This is a genomic window from Streptomyces sp. NPDC014727 (assembly GCF_043083485.1).
Classification (GTDB): domain Bacteria; phylum Actinomycetota; class Actinomycetes; order Streptomycetales; family Streptomycetaceae; genus Streptomyces.
This window is the reverse complement of sequence record NZ_JBIBYR010000007.1, coordinates 32,779-48,339: the sequence shown is the minus strand read 5'-3', so window position 1 is coordinate 48,339 and position 15,561 is coordinate 32,779. Positions and strand designations below refer to the sequence as shown.

Annotated in this window: 11 protein-coding genes; 7 read left to right on the top strand and 4 right to left on the bottom strand. The window is 69.0% G+C overall.

Translation table 11 applies throughout. From position 1 onward, the window contains the following. Positions 1 to 28: 28 nt before the first annotated feature. Positions 29 to 787 (top strand): SDR family NAD(P)-dependent oxidoreductase, encoded by a 759-nt coding sequence (locus tag ACF1B9_RS13570; protein WP_376290156.1) that lies wholly within the window; start codon positions 29 to 31, stop codon positions 785 to 787. A 227-nt stretch (positions 788 to 1,014) separates the two neighbouring features. Here ACF1B9_RS13570 and ACF1B9_RS13565 read toward each other — a convergent pair whose 3' ends face one another. Both ACF1B9_RS13565 and ACF1B9_RS13560 read right to left on the bottom strand, forming a co-directional pair. Further along, entirely contained in the window at positions 1,015 to 2,553 is a 1,539-nt protein-coding gene (locus tag ACF1B9_RS13565; protein ID WP_391742601.1) for a serine/threonine-protein kinase, read from the bottom strand. A 433-nt stretch (positions 2,554 to 2,986) separates the two neighbouring features. Continuing rightward, a complete protein-coding gene (locus ACF1B9_RS13560; RefSeq protein ID WP_391742603.1) occupies positions 2,987 to 4,180 on the bottom strand; it encodes an RtcB family protein in 1,194 nt (397 codons plus the stop codon). A gap of 170 nt (positions 4,181 to 4,350) precedes the next feature. Here ACF1B9_RS13560 and ACF1B9_RS13555 point away from each other — a divergent pair, with 170 nt between their 5' ends. The 3 genes from ACF1B9_RS13555 (at position 4,351) to ACF1B9_RS13545 (ending at position 8,073) form a co-directional block, all read left to right on the top strand. Beyond that, the gene (locus ACF1B9_RS13555; protein WP_391742604.1) at positions 4,351 to 5,208 is read left to right on the top strand and encodes a DUF3558 domain-containing protein; all 858 of its coding nucleotides are present in this window, start codon (positions 4,351 to 4,353) and stop codon (positions 5,206 to 5,208) included. Between the two features lie 282 nt (positions 5,209 to 5,490). Continuing rightward, positions 5,491 to 6,327 carry a DUF3558 family protein gene (locus ACF1B9_RS13550; RefSeq protein WP_391742606.1) on the top strand — a complete coding sequence of 279 codons (837 nt, stop codon included), beginning with the start codon at positions 5,491 to 5,493 and terminating at the stop codon, positions 6,325 to 6,327. Between the two features lie 342 nt (positions 6,328 to 6,669). Further along, positions 6,670 to 8,073, top strand: a complete 1,404-nt coding sequence (locus tag ACF1B9_RS13545; RefSeq protein WP_391742607.1) for a DUF2637 domain-containing protein — start codon at positions 6,670 to 6,672, stop codon at positions 8,071 to 8,073. 119 nt (positions 8,074 to 8,192) lie between these two features. Here ACF1B9_RS13545 and lysS read toward each other — a convergent pair whose 3' ends face one another. Beyond that, positions 8,193 to 9,956, bottom strand: a complete 1,764-nt coding sequence (gene lysS / locus ACF1B9_RS13540) for a lysine--tRNA ligase (protein WP_391742608.1) — start codon at positions 9,954 to 9,956, stop codon at positions 8,193 to 8,195. A gap of 189 nt (positions 9,957 to 10,145) precedes the next feature. On the opposite strand from lysS, the gene argS reads away from it, so the two are divergent. Both argS and ACF1B9_RS13530 read left to right on the top strand, forming a co-directional pair. Then, positions 10,146 to 11,927 (top strand): arginine--tRNA ligase, encoded by a 1,782-nt coding sequence (gene argS, locus ACF1B9_RS13535; RefSeq protein ID WP_391742609.1) that lies wholly within the window; start codon positions 10,146 to 10,148, stop codon positions 11,925 to 11,927. Positions 11,928 to 12,701: 774 nt separating this feature from the next. Beyond that, on the top strand, positions 12,702 to 13,439 hold the full coding sequence (locus ACF1B9_RS13530) for a hypothetical protein (RefSeq protein ID WP_391742610.1): 738 nt from the start codon (positions 12,702 to 12,704) through the stop codon (positions 13,437 to 13,439). 229 nt (positions 13,440 to 13,668) lie between these two features. Here the strand turns inward: ACF1B9_RS13530 and sigJ are convergent, their stop codons facing one another. Further along, positions 13,669 to 14,655 carry an RNA polymerase sigma factor SigJ gene (gene sigJ, locus ACF1B9_RS13525; RefSeq protein WP_391742611.1) on the bottom strand — a complete coding sequence of 329 codons (987 nt, stop codon included), beginning with the start codon at positions 14,653 to 14,655 and terminating at the stop codon, positions 13,669 to 13,671. A gap of 169 nt (positions 14,656 to 14,824) precedes the next feature. On the opposite strand from sigJ, the gene ACF1B9_RS13520 reads away from it, so the two are divergent. Beyond that, complete coding sequence (locus ACF1B9_RS13520) at positions 14,825 to 15,232, top strand: hypothetical protein (RefSeq protein WP_391742612.1); 408 nt, start codon at positions 14,825 to 14,827, stop codon at positions 15,230 to 15,232. The last annotated feature ends 329 nt before the right edge of the window (positions 15,233 to 15,561 follow it).

The following is a 15,561-nucleotide window of genomic DNA, read 5'->3' as shown; positions in this document are numbered from 1 at the left end:
TACCGATCAGCTGCCCGAGGAGTCCGTCATGGCTGCCACCCCGATCGCCGTCATCACCGGAGCGAGCAGCGGCATCGGCGCCGCGACCGCCCGACAGCTGGCCGCCGCCGGCTACCGCGTGGTCCTGACCGCCCGCCGCAAGGACCGCATCGAGGCGCTCGCCGCCGAGATCAACGAGGCGGGCCATCAGGCGACGGCCTACACCCTGGATGTCACCGACCGCGACGCCGTGGCCGAGTTCGCCACGGCGTTCCGCACCCTCGCCGTCCTCGTCAACAACGCGGGCGGCGCACTCGGCGCCGACCCCGTCGCCACCGGCGACCCCGCCGACTGGCGCCAGATGTACGAGACGAACGTCATCGGCACGCTCAACGTCACCCAGGCCCTGCTGCCCGCCCTCACCGAAAGCGGGGACGGCACGGTCGTGATCCTCTCCTCCACCGCTGGCCTCTCCACCTACGAGGGCGGCGGCGGCTACGTGGCCGCCAAGCACGGCGAACACGTCCTGGCCGAGACGCTCCGGCTGGAGATCGTCGGCACCCCGGTCCGCGTCATCGAGGTGGCCCCCGGCATGGTCAAGACGGAGGAGTTCGCCACCACCCGCTTCCGCGGCGACACCGAGAAGGCGGCAAAGGTGTACGCGGGCGTCGAGGCCCCGCTCACCGCCGACGACGTGGCCGACACCATCACCTGGGCCGTCACCCGTCCCAGCCACGTGAACATCGACCTCCTGGTGGTCCGGCCCCGCGCCCAGGCCTCCAACTCCAAGGTCCACCGCACCACCTGACCTCACCGCCTGGCCACCCGACCGGACGGCCCGGCCGACCACACCTCCGGGCCGCACCGCCCGCCCATTTCCCACGCGCGGCCAGGGCCGCGGTCGGCGGGCACGGCAGCCGGTGACGAGCGGTAGATGCCCCATCGGCGGGCGGCGCCGCGACAGATCCGGCCGATCCGTCAGATCCGCTCGGTCTGCCGAGCCCTCTGCCGCACGAGCACTCTGCCTCTGGCTGCTCATTGGCTCCAGGCTTCGGCGTCGCTCTTTCCATGCCCGAATCGGGCCAGGGCTTCGTTCAGTGCGGCCCGCTGCTGGTCCGTCATCGGCCCGAGGACACACACAGGCAGCATCCCGTCGCGGACCCAGGCGCGTGCCAAGTACGGCCATCCGGCCGGCCAGTACCGAGTCGGCTGCTTCTCCCCCTTCATGGGCTTGATGAGGAGCACGGTGAGGCCGCCACCGTTGAGGCTGTTGACCTCTTCGATGGCGAACGTCTGCACATGGCTCCACCGGTATTCACGCCTGCCGTAAGCGCCGCCCGTGGTCCTGATGCCCGGTGACCCGATCTGCAAGGACCAGGCAGACCTGGAGAGCGGACGTCCCGCAGCCATCAGAAGGATGAAAACGAGCGCCATCACGCCGACGCCGCCGGAAAAAATCAGCACGGCTGGCGACCACCCATAAATTTTCCCGTTCTCGAACCCGAGCTTCTTCGGCCCCTGAGCGAGCGAGATGGCGACACCTGACATGCCCGCAGCCAACACGATCCAGCACACAACGGCCGCTGTGCGCGGCTGAGTACGGATGTAGCTGGACCAGGGCTCCTTTCCCGTCCACGAGATGGTGAACGGACCGTCCTTGGACGGGCCCGGTAAGACGTCCGTCGTGCGTGTACGCGGTGGAGGTGGCTCTACCACGGTGGACGTGCCCTCGTCCCGCAGGTCGAGAGCCGCCAGTTGCTGCTGAAGAAGTTCATGGACCAGCCGCGCCGAGTGGGGGCGTCGGCCGGGATCGCGTTGCAGAAGTTCGGCAACCAGCGCCGTCACCGCCGCCGGCAGGTCGGGGCGGAGCGAATCGAGACGTGGCGCCTCTTCGTCCAGTTTGCGCCGCACGACCGCAAGGGCGTTGTGACCGGTGAAGGGCGGCTGACGGGCGAGCATGGCGAATAGCACGCAGCCGAGGGCATACAGGTCGGAGCGTTCGTCGCCGCGCTCTGTGAGGAACTGTTCCGGCGCTCCGTATTCCACGGTGCCGGCCGGGGTCAACTGGGAGGAACGTGCCACGGAAAATGTGGCCTGGATGAACCCGGCGATCCCGAAGTCCAGGACCTTCACTTGCCCGTCCGGGGTGAGCATCACGTTGTGTGGCTTGATGTCGTAGTGGATGACGTCGGCCTCGTGCGCGGCCACCAACGCCGTACAGATCCCGCCGGCGATCTCCAGGGCACGCGCCAGGGAGAGGGGACTCTCGGCGTGGATGTGTTCGGCGAGCGTCGCACCCTCGACCTTCTCCATGACCAGGAACATCATGTCCTCGTGGACACCCCTGTCGTACAGGGCGACCACGCTCGGATGGTTGATCTGCGCCGCAGCCACCGCCTCGCGCTCAAACCGCTGGGGCAGCTCCGGGTGACCAGCCCCGCCGAGGTCGAGCAGCTTGAGCGCGACAAAACGGTGGAGAGCGCGGTCCCGTGCGGCCCATACCTCACCCATACCGCCCCGCCCCAGCCGCTTGAGCAGCTCGTAACGGCCCGCGATCAGCTCACCGCGCTCCACGCACATCCTCCGTTGACTCTGGCATGCCAGGTGTCACAGTACGGTCGGCGGCTTCAGTACCACTGGCGAACCGGAATCCTGTCACCGCTCCGATCGCGTCTCCTCTGCCCCGTAGACGAAACGAATACGCCGGCGAGTTCCGTCCGCAATCGACTCAGCCGTTTCTTCACGACTCCTGACGAGGCCCGAGCCCGGACAGGAGAGTTACGGCCCTGCCCGGGCGCCTGACACGTTCACCGACCCCGCCCATATTTGCGATCTTCGTCCCATGCGGCGTCCCGCAGGGCCGGCAGATGCTCATCCCGTCCGTCGCCCCGGCCGCCCACTCCAGATCATCACGGGTCGGCGAGAAGAAAAGAGTCACACCCCAGACTCTCCCGTTCAGAGGTCCTGCCGCCCGGGAGGCCCTCCGTCCAACCGTGCGTGAGGGGGCTCAGCCCTTCACGCACACAACCTGCTTGAGCTTGGCGACGACCTCCACCAGGTCCCGCTGCTGCTCGATGACCCGCTCGATCGGCTTGTACGCGGCCGGAATCTCGTCCACGACGCCCGAGTCCTTGCGGCACTCCACGCCCCGCGTCTGATCCTCCAGATCACGCGTCGAGAAGCGCCGCTTCGCGGCGTTCCGGCTCATCTTCCGGCCGGCGCCGTGCGAGGCCGAGTTGAAGGACTTCTCATTCCCGAGGCCCTTCACGATGTACGAGCCGGTGCCCATCGAGCCCGGGATGATCCCGAAGTCACCGGCACCCGCCCGGATCGCGCCCTTCCGCGTGACCAGCAGGTCCATGCCCTCGTAACGCTCCTCTGCCACATAGTTGTGGTGGCAGGAGATGACCGGTTCGAAGGTGACCTTGGCCTTCTTGAACTCCTTGCGGACGACGTTCTGGAAGAGCGCCATCATGATGGCGCGGTTGTACTTCGCGTACTCCTGCGCCCAGAACAGGTCGTTCCGGTACGCCGCCATCTGCGGGGTGTCGGCGATGAACACGGCCAGGTCCCGGTCGATCAGATCCTGATTGTGCGGCAGCTTCTGGGCCTGCCCGATGTGGAAGTCGGCCAGTTCCTTGCCGATGTTCCGCGATCCGGAGTGCAGCATCAGCCAGACGGCCCCGGACTCATCGAGACAGAACTCGATGAAGTGGTTGCCCGATCCGAGCGTTCCCATCTGCTTCGTGGCACGTTCCCGACGGAACTTGACCGCGTCGGCCACCCCGTCGAACCGTCCCCAGAAGTCGTCCCAGCCCGGCGCCCGGAAGCCGTACACATGGTCCGGGTCCACGGCGTCGTCGTGCATGCCGCGGCCCACCGGAATGGCCTGCTCCATCTTCGACCGCAGTCGGGACAGGTCGCCTGGCAGGTCATTGGCCGTCAGGGACGTCTTCACCGCGGACATTCCGCAACCGATGTCCACGCCCACCGCCGCCGGACACACCGCGCCGTGCATCGCGATCACCGAACCGACCGTCGCCCCCTTGCCGAAGTGGACGTCCGGCATCACGGCGAGCCCCTTGATCCAGGGCAGGGTGGCCACGTTGCGCAGCTGCTGCATCGCGACGTCCTCGACCGAGGCCGGGTCGGCCCACATGCGGATCGGAACCTTCGCGCCCGGTATCTCTACATACGACATAGTCCCTCTATTCCCCCGAAAAGTCTGAAAGCGCAAAACCGGTGCCAAGGTCGGCAAATGAGTCGGTCGACCGGCATTCACAGCGGCGCGTGCGATACACATTGTGTCCACCGGTCGCCATCGAGCGGCAACCGTTTTTCGCACGAAGGGAGCCCAGGACCGTGCGACGAATGGCGTACGTACTCGGCACCGCGCTACTGGCAGCGCTCGCCGTCGGCTGCAGTTCCAGCACCGGAACCGGTGGCTCCGCCACCGACAGCAAGCCTGGCGAGGCGACTGTCGCCGCGGCGGCCCCCGGCAAGTACCGCACCCTTCCCGATCCCTGCCGGGCCATTACGTCGTCCACGCTGAAGGACGTGCTCCCGGGCGCGGCCGAACTCCCCGAGGACCAGCAGAAGAAGGTGTACGAGGGCTCGGCCACCATCACCTACGACACCGACCGCCGGGTCGGCTGCCGCTGGAAGTCCGAGGCCCCCGACTCCTCGCACACCCTCTTCGTCGACTTCGAGCGTGTCGTGTCCTACGACCCCGCGGTGAGCGACGACGACCGCGCCCGCGAGGTCTACACGAAGAAGGAGACCGCCGCCGGCCTGGTCTCCCCCTCCGCCTCACCGGGCAGCACGGAAAAGGCGGAGCCCACCTCCTCGGACTCCGGGCCGGGCTCCGCCTCGCACGCCCTGTCCGGCCCGGCCTCCGAGGACAAGGCCACGGACAAGAGCCACAGCGGAAGCAACGACGGCAGCAGCGGCACGACCGACGGCGGCACCTCCGACGGCGCCGACGAGAGCGTTCTGCCCCGCACGCTCGACGACCTCGGAGACAGTGCGTTTCTGGACGATCTGCTCACTCGGGCAGGTTCCACCGCACAGCACCGCACGGTGAGCGTGGTGTTCCGCACATCGAACGTCATCGTGACCGTCGCGTACACCGAGCAGCCGACCACCTCCACCGTGGTTCCCGACAGCAAGGAACTGCAGGACACAGCCAGGGCACTGGCCCAGAAGCTGGTCGACAAGTTCAGCGAATAGCCGTGCGCGGGGCGCCCCCGTCAGGGCGGCGCCCGAGCCCGCCGGGTGGCGCACCCGGCCGCCGTCCGTCGTACCGTGGCCCTCCGGAAGGCCCTCCGAAGCCTTCCGGACACCCCCAAAGACCCACCGGAGGTGACGACCGCCCGCGCCCGCCCGACCGCCCGCCCGCCCCGACCACCAGGCACCGCTCAGCCCCGCCCGCCCCGACCACCAGGCAGCCCGACCACGTGGCAGCCCGACCCCCGGGCAGCCCGCCCGCCGCGCCACCCGAGTGAAGGAACCATGCACCGTTCAGCCCCGCGACTCGCCCGCATACTCGCCTGCGCCGCCGTTCCGGTGATGCTCGTCGTCGCCGGCTGTTCGTCGGACTCCGGCGACAAGAAGGACTCGGGTACGCCCTCGTCGTCCACGGCTTCGCCGGACGCCAAGAAGTCGGAACCGAGCGTCGAGCCGGCGAAATTCACCGCACTGCCCGACCCGTGCAAGTCGATCAGCAAGAAGACGGTCACCTCCCTGGTCCCCGGGGCGAAGACCCCGGGCGGCACGCCCGCCGGCTCCAGCGACACCGCGTACCGCACCGGCTGCTCCTGGAACGGCCTCGACGACAACGGCGTGAAGGGTTCGCAGTACCGCTGGCTCGACGTCGGCTTCACCCGCTTCGACTCGGACCAGTCCCTGGGCAGCGGCGCCAAGCGCGCGCAGCAGGACTACGCGAAGCAGATCACCAAGATCAAGGCCGCCGAGGGCGCGAAGAAGCTCACCGAGGCACCGGTCACCGGCATCGGCGAGCAGGCCACCAAGATCACGTACGACCTGACCAAGACGAGTGAGGACTTCAAGTACGCGACGGTCGTGGCCCGCACGGAGAACGTCGTCGTCACCCTCACCTACAACGGAGCGGGCTACGCGGGGGCGAAGACTCCGTCCGCCGACGACATCCTGAAGGGCGCCGAGAAGGCGGCCAAGGAGGCGGTGGCCTCGGTCGCCGCCGCCGGCGCGAAGCAGGACGCACCGAGCGGGTCGGCCAAGCCCGGCGAGTCGGCGAAGAAGGACGAATCCCCCAAGTCGGGTGCATCTCTCAAGGCTGACGAGAAGGCCACGGACAAGAAGACGAGCTAGCGTCTTTCGTTCGGACCAGGCCGGATCAGACCTGATCAGGACGGATCGGCGAGCGGGCCCGGCGCGCCCCGACGTCCCTGCTCGGAAACGGATTCACGAAGCCCGGTACTCCCACGAGTACCGGGCTTCGTCCCTCCCCGCGCAACATGCCGCGCCCTCATGTGCCAGGCTGTGCCCGCCAGAAGTCGAAGCAGGACGTCGCGGCGGGACGTGGAAGCGGGACGCCGGGCCAAGGCGTCGAAGCAGAACGTGGACGCGGAACGTCGAAGCGGAACATCGGCGCGGAACGTCGACGCGCGACGTCGGATACGGGAAACGGGGAGGGGAACGCGGGTGGCCGCGATGCAGCTGACACGCACCCACCGGATACTCATCGGTCTCGTGGTCGCCGGTGCGGTGCTCATCGCCGCGATCGGCTTCGCGGGCTCGTACGCGGCGGTGCGCGAACTCGCCCTGCAGAAGGGCTTCGGGAACTTCTCGCTGGTCTTCCCGATCGGCATCGACGCGGGCATCTGCGTACTGCTCGCCCTGGATCTGCTGCTGACCTGGCTGCGCATCCCGTTCCCGCTGCTGCGCCAGACCGCCTGGCTGCTGACCGCCGCGACGATCGCCTTCAACGGCGCCGCGGCCTGGCCCGACCCGCTCGGCGTCGGCATGCACGCGGTCATCCCGGTGCTGTTCGTGGTCTCCGTCGAGGCCGCCCGGCACGCCGTGGGCCGGATCGCCGACATCACCGCCGACAAGCACATGGAGGGCGTGCGGCTCACCCGCTGGCTGCTCTCCCCCGTGCCGACGTTCAAGCTGTGGCGGCGGATGAAGCTCTGGGAGCTCCGTTCGTACGAGCAGGTCATCAAGCTCGAACAGGACCGGCTGATCTACCAGGCCCGCCTCCAGGCCCGCTTCGGCCGCAGCTGGCGCCGCAAGGCACCCGTCGAGTCCCTGATGCCGCTGCGCCTGGCGAAGTACGGCGTCCCGCTGGCCGACACCGGTCCGGCCGGCCTCGCCGCCGCAGGCATCGAACCGGCCCTGCTGCCGCCGGCCCCGGCCCTGGCCGCCGCCGAAGCCGACGAGTTCCAGCCCGAGTTGCCGTACACCGGGCCTCACCCCGAGCAGCAGCACACACAGCAGCAGTTCGGGCCGCACCACCAGTTCGGGCCGCACCAACAGCAGCACACGCACCCCTCCGACACGGCCGCTGCCGAGCAGTGGCCCCAGGAGGGCCCCGGCTCGCACGAGAGCCCGTGGTTCGCGGCGCCCCAGGTGCCCGACGACGCGTACGAGAGTGCGTACGACCCGACGTACGTCGAGGGCCTGGAGCCCACCCCCGTCATGGTCCCGCTGGGTCCCGGCGGCCGCACCCGCCCCCTGGGCAGCGTGGGCACGATCGGCGCCGTCCCGGGCCCCCGCTCCGCGGAACCCGACCCGGCACCCCGCACCGACGAGCAGCAGCCGCAGGAGCCCCGGAAGGACCCGGCGCAGAACCCCACCCAGGATCCGGCGCAGAACCCGGCCCAGGACCCGGCCGAATGGGCGCAGGAAGACGCGGAGTTCGGCGAGATCGCGTACGAGGCGTTCGCGGCGTTCGTGAACCAGCACCACGACTTCCCGAGTGTCGAAGCCCTGGACATACACGTCTCGGACGGCCACAACATCAGGCACCCGCGCAGCGCGGCACTGATCCGCCGCCTGATGCCGGAGTTCAAGAACCGCTACCACGCGGAACTCGAAGCGGACCACATCGCGTAACCACGCGACACGCCTCACCACGCCGCCCCGCCGGTCCCGCTCCCGAGGACGGACGGAACCGGCAACGACAAAGGGCCGTCACCCGAATCACCGGGTGACGGCCCTTTGTGCGGAAATCCCTACGCGCCCAGCAGCCTGCGCACCCGGTCGGCTCCCACGGCCAGCAGCAGCGTGGGCAGCCGCGGCCCCGTGTCCCGGCTGACCAGCAGCCGGTACAGGAGCGCGAAGAACGACCGCTGCGCGGCCTTCAGCTCGGGCGTCGGCTTGGCGTCCGGCTCCAGGCCCGCCAGGATCTTCGGCACGCCGTAGACGAGCGTGGTGAGTCCGTCCAGCGACCAGTGCGAGTCCAGTCCTTGCAGAAGCAGCCGCAGGGACTCCCGTCCCTGCTCGTCCAGCGAGCCGAGCAGCTCCTTGTCCGGCTCGTCGCGGACGATGGTGCGGGCCTCGGCCGGGACCTGGCTGGTGATCCAGTTCTCGGCACGGTCGAGCCGGGGCCGGGCCTCGTCCAGCGAGGTCAGCGGGTTCTCCGGGTCCAGCTCGCTGAGAATGCGCAGCGTCTGCTCGTCGTGCCCGGCCGTGATGTCGACGACCGAGGCGAGCGTGCGGTACGGGAGCGGGCGCGGCGTACGCGCCAGCTCACCGGCGGCCGTGCCGATGGCCCGCGCGTACGCGGCGGCGTCGGCCGGCAGCACCGAGCCGTCGGCGATCTTGCGCGCCAGCGAGTCCCACTCGTCGTAGAGCCGCTGGATCTCCTGGTCGAAGGCGATCTTGAAGGACTGGTTGGGCCTGCGGCGCGCGTACAGCCAGCGCAGCAGCGGCGCTTCCATGATCTTCAGCGCGTCGGCCGGTGTCGGCACGCCGCCCTTGCTGGAGGACATCTTCGCCATGCCGGAAATGCCGACGAAGGCGTACATCGGGCCGATCGGCTGCACGCCGTCGAAGATCTCGCGGACGATCTGGCCGCCGACGACGAACGAGGAGCCCGGCGAGGAGTGGTCCACCCCGCTCGGCTCGAAGATCACGCCCTCGTACGCCCAGCGCATCGGCCAGTCGACCTTCCAGACCAGCTTGCCCCGGTTGAACTCGCTCAGCCGGACGGTCTCGGCGAAGCCGCAGGCCGTGCAGGTGTAGTTCAGCTCGGTGCTGTCGTCGTCGTACGACGTGACGGTCGTGAGGTCCTTCTCGCAGTTGCCGCAGTAGGGCTTGTACGGGAAGTAGCCGGCCGAGCCGCCGCTGCCGTCGTCCTCGTCGGCCGCGCCGGAACCCTCCTCGGCCTCCAGCTCCGCCTCGTCGACCTTCTTCTGCTGCTGCGGCTTCTTGCCGCCCTTGCCGCCTGCCGCCGGGTCCTTCTTCGTCCGGTACCGGTCGAGGACGGCGTCGATGTCGGCGCGGTGCTTCATCGCGTGCAAGATCTGCTCGCGGTACGCGCCCATCGTGTACTGCTCGGTCTGGCTGATGCCGTCGTACTCGACGCCGAGCTCGTCCAGCGCGGCGGTCATGGCGGCCTTGAAGTGCTCGGCCCAGTTCGGGTACGTGGACCCGACCGGGGCGGGCACCGAGGTCAGCGGCTTGCCGATGTGCTCGGCCCAGGACTCGTCGACACCCGGAACGCCGTTCGGAACCTTGCGGTAGCGGTCGTAGTCGTCCCAGGAGATCAGGTGCCGGACGGTGTGCCCGCGGCGGCGGATCTCGTCGGCGACCAGGTGCGGGGTCATGACCTCGCGGAGGTTGCCCAGGTGGATCGGGCCGGACGGGGAGAGGCCGGACGCGACGACGACCGGTTTGCCAGGCGCACGACGCTCCGATTCGGCGATGACATCGTCCGCGAAGCGGGAGACCCAGTCGGTCTCGGTGCTGCTCTGACTCTGAGCCACGGTCTGCACGTCCTTCTCTCTTGTCTGCCTTGTGGGACTCGTAGGAACGACCCTTGGGGGACTGGTAGGGGCACCGCCCATTCTCCCAGGTCCCCCCGGCAGCGCGAAAACGGCTTTACCCACCGTGGAATACTGGGTGTGATCCTTCGCAGCTCTGTGCTGCGACCCTGAACCCCTACGGAAACGGCAGCCCGTCCCATGCCTGAGCACGGCTCGGTCAATTCCCTCGCTTCCACGCTCCAGCAGCAGCTGGCGGACGCCCTGACGGCAGCTCTGCCGGAGGCCGGCGCCGCGGACCCGCTGCTGCGACGAAGCGACCGGGCCGACTTCCAGGCCAACGGCATCCTGGCACTGGCCAAGAAGCTCAAGGGCAACCCGCGCGAGCTGGCGTCCCAGGTCACGGCCGCGATCCCGGCAACTGGCCTGATCAAGGAGATCGAGGTCTCCGGCCCCGGCTTCCTGAACGTCACGCTCAGCGACCGGGCGATCATCGAGACCCTCGCCGCGCGTGACGCGGACGACGAGGGCCGGCTCGGTGTGCCGTACAACGGCGCCGCGGGCACGACGGTCATCGACTACGCGCAGCCGAACGTGGCCAAGGAGATGCACGTCGGTCACCTCCGGTCCGCGGTGATCGGTGACGCGATGGTGCACATCCTGGAGTTCACCGGCGAGACCGTGGTCCGCCGGCACCACATCGGCGACTGGGGCACCCAGTTCGGCATGCTCATCCAGTACCTGATCGAGCACCCGGGCGAGCTGACCCACGAGGGCGACGACGGCGCGGCGGACGGCGAGGCCGCCATGTCCTCGCTGAACCGGCTCTACAAGGCGTCCCGGGCGCTCTTCGACTCCGACGAGGAGTTCAAGGCCCGTTCCCGGGACCGGGTCGTCGCGCTCCAGGCGGGCGACGAGGAAACCCTGTCCCTGTGGCAGCGCTTCGTCGACGAGTCGAAGATCTACTTCTACTCGGTCTTCAACAAGCTCGACATGGAGATCCGCGACCCCGACATCATCGGCGAGTCCGGCTACAACGACATGCTGGAGGAGACCTGCCGCATCCTGGAGGAGTCGGGCGTCGCCGTCCGCTCCGAGGGCGCGCTCTGCGTGTTCTTCGACGATGTGAAGGGCCCGGACGGCAACCCGGTGCCGCTGATCGTCAAGAAGTCCAACGGCGGCTACGGCTACGCGGCGACGGACCTCTCAGCGATCCGCGACCGGGTCCAGAACCTCAAGGCGAACACCCTGCTGTACGTGGTGGACGCGCGGCAGTCCCTGCACTTCAAGATGGTCTTCGAGACGGCCCGCCGGGCCGGCTGGCTGAACGAGGACGTCAAGGCCGTGCAGCTCGCCTTCGGCACGGTGCTGGGCAAGGACGGCAAGCCGTTCAAGACCCGTGAGGGCGAGACGGTCCGGCTGCAGGACCTGCTGGACGAGGCGATCGACCGGGCGTCCACCGTCGTGCGCGAAAAGGCGAAGGACCTCACCGAGGACGAGATCACCGAGCGCGCCACGCAGGTCGGTATCGGTGCGGTGAAGTACGCGGACCTGTCGACGTCGGCCGCCCGCGACTACAAGTTCGACCTGGACCAGATGGTGTCGCTGACCGGCGACACGAGCGTCTACATCCAGTACGCGCACGCCCGGTCCCGCTCCATCAAGCGCAAGGCGGGCGAGCTGAAGTCCCAGCCGCACCCGGAGCTGGAGCTGGCCCCGGCCGAGCGCGCGCTGGGCCTGCACCTGGACCAGTTCGGCGAGATCGTGGCCGAGGTCGCCGCCGCGTACGAGCCGCACAAACTGGCCTCGTACCTCTACCAGCTGTCGTCGCTCTTCACCACGTTCTACGACCAGTGCCCGGTGCTGAAGCCCGAGGTGCCGGGCGATGTGGCGGAGAACCGCCTCTTCCTCTCGGACCTCACGGCCCGCACCCTGCACCAGGGCATGGAGCTGCTCGGCATCAGGACCCCCGAGCGCCTCTGAGCCCCGGCCCAGCCGCTACGCATCCGGCCCAGTCGGTGACCGTCACTCGGTCACCCACTGGGCCGTGTCGTGCTGGTGGGCGTACTGCGGCCGCGCCTTGATGCTGCTCGTACGGAACGGTCTCCCGCCGTCGTCGATGCGCGGCGTCCCCTCACGGCCACCGCTGCTCCGGTCCGGTTCGGTTATAGGTGCCGGCCGGCGTCCTGCCCTTGGTCCGCCGGCCCCTTCGGCGAAGCCGCGCATTCCTGAGGCTCCGGCGTCGCCACCGCGACGCTTTCCTTCCTGGTTCGTCCCGGAACACCCTTCCAGGGACCTGGAATCTGCGCAGGTCACGGCCCGCGTACGCGTTCCGGCTTCCCCAATGGCCCGAGCGGCGTTGCGGACGGAACGCCGCGCCCCACAGTCTGTGGGCACACCGAGAGACCACCGGGACGACGCAGTGCGAACCCTTCTCCGCATCGAACTGATCGATGTCGTGGCCATCGGCGTGGTGATCGTGTCCACAGCGATCGTCATGGTCCTGATCTGCCACCACTGAACGAACGACCTCCACACCACACACGGGGAGCACCACCATGCGCAGCAACCGCATCCGCACCACTGCCCTTGCCGCGACGCCCACCTGGCCGCGCTCTCGCCTACTGGCAGAGCAGCATGACCGACGCCCTCACCTACTGAGCCACTGAGCGCGCGTCACGTACGGGTCCTCCAACTCGCTGCCCCCCGCGGGCAGTAGACCGTAGAATTCGACGATCGAGACCTGAGGGGGGCGACATGCGGGCGACAAGTGGTGACAGGCCGACGGCATCGGGCAGACGGGCTGCGACGGCAGCCACCGCGGCCGTCGCCGCGGCCGTCTCGCTGGTGCTGATCACCGGGTGCGGCAAGGTGGCGGATCATCGCGCGCCGGACACCGGATCCAGCAGCCCGACCGCGTCGCCGACCCCGAGCGTGAACCCGTCGTACGGCACCCAGTACCTCGCCGAGAACGAGTGCGCCGCCCCCGTGCACGGCCGGCCGGAGGCCTACCGCGAGGTTCCCTGCAAGGATCCCGAGGCCGTCGCCAAGGTCATCGACCGGGCGGACATCGGCATCTCCGAGCCCTTTTCGGCCACCGCCTGTTCGCCGCACACCGACTTCGCGATCAATGTGCCGGTCAGTCTCGCCCTTCTGGAGGACAGGCCGGTGACGGGCGAGGGCTATGCCTGCATGCGCAATCTGAAGCGTCCGCACCCCGGCGACCCCGGCGGGGGCGGCGGCCCCAGGATCGAGGTCGGCGACTGCGTGCACAGCGGACCGAAGAAGGACGACGCCATCAAGGAGGTCGCCTGCCGGACCAAGGGCAAGAAGAACGGCGCGACCTACAAGATCACGGAGATCCTTGAGGACACGTTCGCGTTCGGTTTCAACGACCCGTGCGAGGGCCGGGCCGACGCGGCCTTCACCGAGAACCCGCTTTTCGACACCGCCCCGGCCAAGAACGACCGGGTCCTCTGCGCCAAGAAGCTCTGACCCGGCCCCTGCGCCCGAAGAGCCTCGAAGGCCACGCGTCCTCGCGCGCGGCGTGGATCGCGCTGTGGATGACGAATCCCGCAGGGTTGACGGCGGGGCGGTCGGAGCGAAGCCGTGTCCGCCGCTGCGGCGGTGGCCGCCGGCGTCCGGTCACGACGCCGTGAAGCACCTTGGCCTGTCCTCTTGTCGAAGCGCGTGACCACGGCCCGGTGGACCATCAACCGCTTGATCAGTCGCTCGCCTTCGTTCCGGCGGGCATGGTGGGCCGGGCCGAAGCCTCCGTCCACGGGCGGAGTTTCTCCGGGTTCCGGACGGCCCAGATACGAGTGATGCGGCCGCCGGTGAGGCTGAACGCCGCCACGGTCATGGTCACGCCGGCGTGCTGGGCGACCAGGCCGGGCCGACCGTTGACCGTCCGCTCCAGGAGCGTCAGCCCCGGGGCTTTGCCGGCGATGTGGATCAGGTACTGGGCGATGCGCTCGCTGCCCTCGACCGGACGGAGGACGGCGCCGACCAGTCCGCCACCGTCGGCGATCATCGTGGCATCGGGGTCGAGGAGGTCGACGAGGGCCTCGATGTCCCTGGCCTCCCACGCCTCTTTGAAATTCCGCACCAGACCGGCCTGCCCGGCCGTCGGAACGGCCGGGGCCTGCGCGGCGCGAATACGCCGACGGGCCGAGGACGCCAACTGCCGGCAGGCCGCCGGCGTCCGGCCGACGATCTCGGCGAGCTCGGCGAAGGGGTACCGGAAGACGTCGTGCAGGACGAACGCCACACGTTCGGCCGGCGTCATCGACTCCAGCACGACGAGGAAGGCCATGTTCACCGACTCGTCCAAGGTGACCCAGTCGGCGGGGTCGGCCGGCTCGGCCCCGCCGCCGCCCGCCCGCGCGCTGATCCACTCCGTACGGTCGGGCAGCGGCTCGGGTATCCAAGCGCCGACATAGCGCTCGCGCCGCACCCGCGCCGAGCCGAGCAGGTCCAGGCAGACGCGGGTGGCCACCGTGGTCAGCCAGGCACCGGGCGACTCGATGGCCTCCTGCTGCTGCCGCGACATCGCGTACCAGCGGGCGTAGGTCTCCTGCACGGCGTCCTCGGCCTCGGCCAGCGAACCGAGCAGTCGATAGGCGAGGTTGATCAGCTGACGCCGCTCGCCGACGATCACGCTCAGGTCCGGCTCGGACCGGTCATGCGCCGGCTCGGACGGGGTGCTCATGGTCACGACCGCTCCCTTTGTCTTCGTCCGCTTCCGCTCCCGCCACTGCGACGAAACAGCACACCGGACTGTGACACCGGCCCTTCGCCTCACATTTCGCGGACCCACGTCGTCGGATCAGCGGGACACTACCGATCCACCGCCGCAAGGCAGAAGAGGGGACCGCGCCATGGCCACACAGACGACGACGGCAGAGCAGCGCAGCTTCACGTTCCTGCAGGTCGCGATCGCACTGCAGACCTTGGCCATCTTCTTCCAGGCGGTCACCGCCGGACTGCTGCTCTCGTCGTCCTACGGCGAGGTACTGCACGGCGTCGGAGCACGCGTGATGTACGGCGCATCGATGGTGTACGTGATCGCCGCGATCCTGGCATGGCGACCGGGCGGCAGATCGCCACGCCCCATCCTGTACGCGTCCGGCTTCCTCGTACTCGCCTCGGTGCAGGTGGTGTTGGGCATCGCGCACAAGCCGTCGCTCCATGTCCCCCTGGGCGTCCTGATGTTCGGCCTGAGCGTGCTGGCGCTCGGCCAGGTGCTGTGCGCCCGCATGTCGGAGCGCTCCAGCACCCGGTCGTGACCGGCGCGAAGCGCAGTCGCCACCGCGACCGCAACCGTCGCACGACGAGTTGCCTGATCAGGTGGCACAAGGTCCGGCTGGACAGATCGATCAGGGAAGGGTAGGCAGGCACGCGAAGCTCCTGGGCGGCGTGGTGATCTCGGTCGAGAACCCGTCCACCGGGAGCTCCGCCACTTCGTACCGCCCGCTGTCGGCAATGACCCTCCGCCGTCGGCTTGGAAAGGGATCAGTCATCGACATGCCTCAGTCACGGACCCGGACCCTCAGCAAGAAGAAGGGACGCTGGATACCGTACGTCGTATTCGGGGTGACCCTCGCATGGGTCGGAG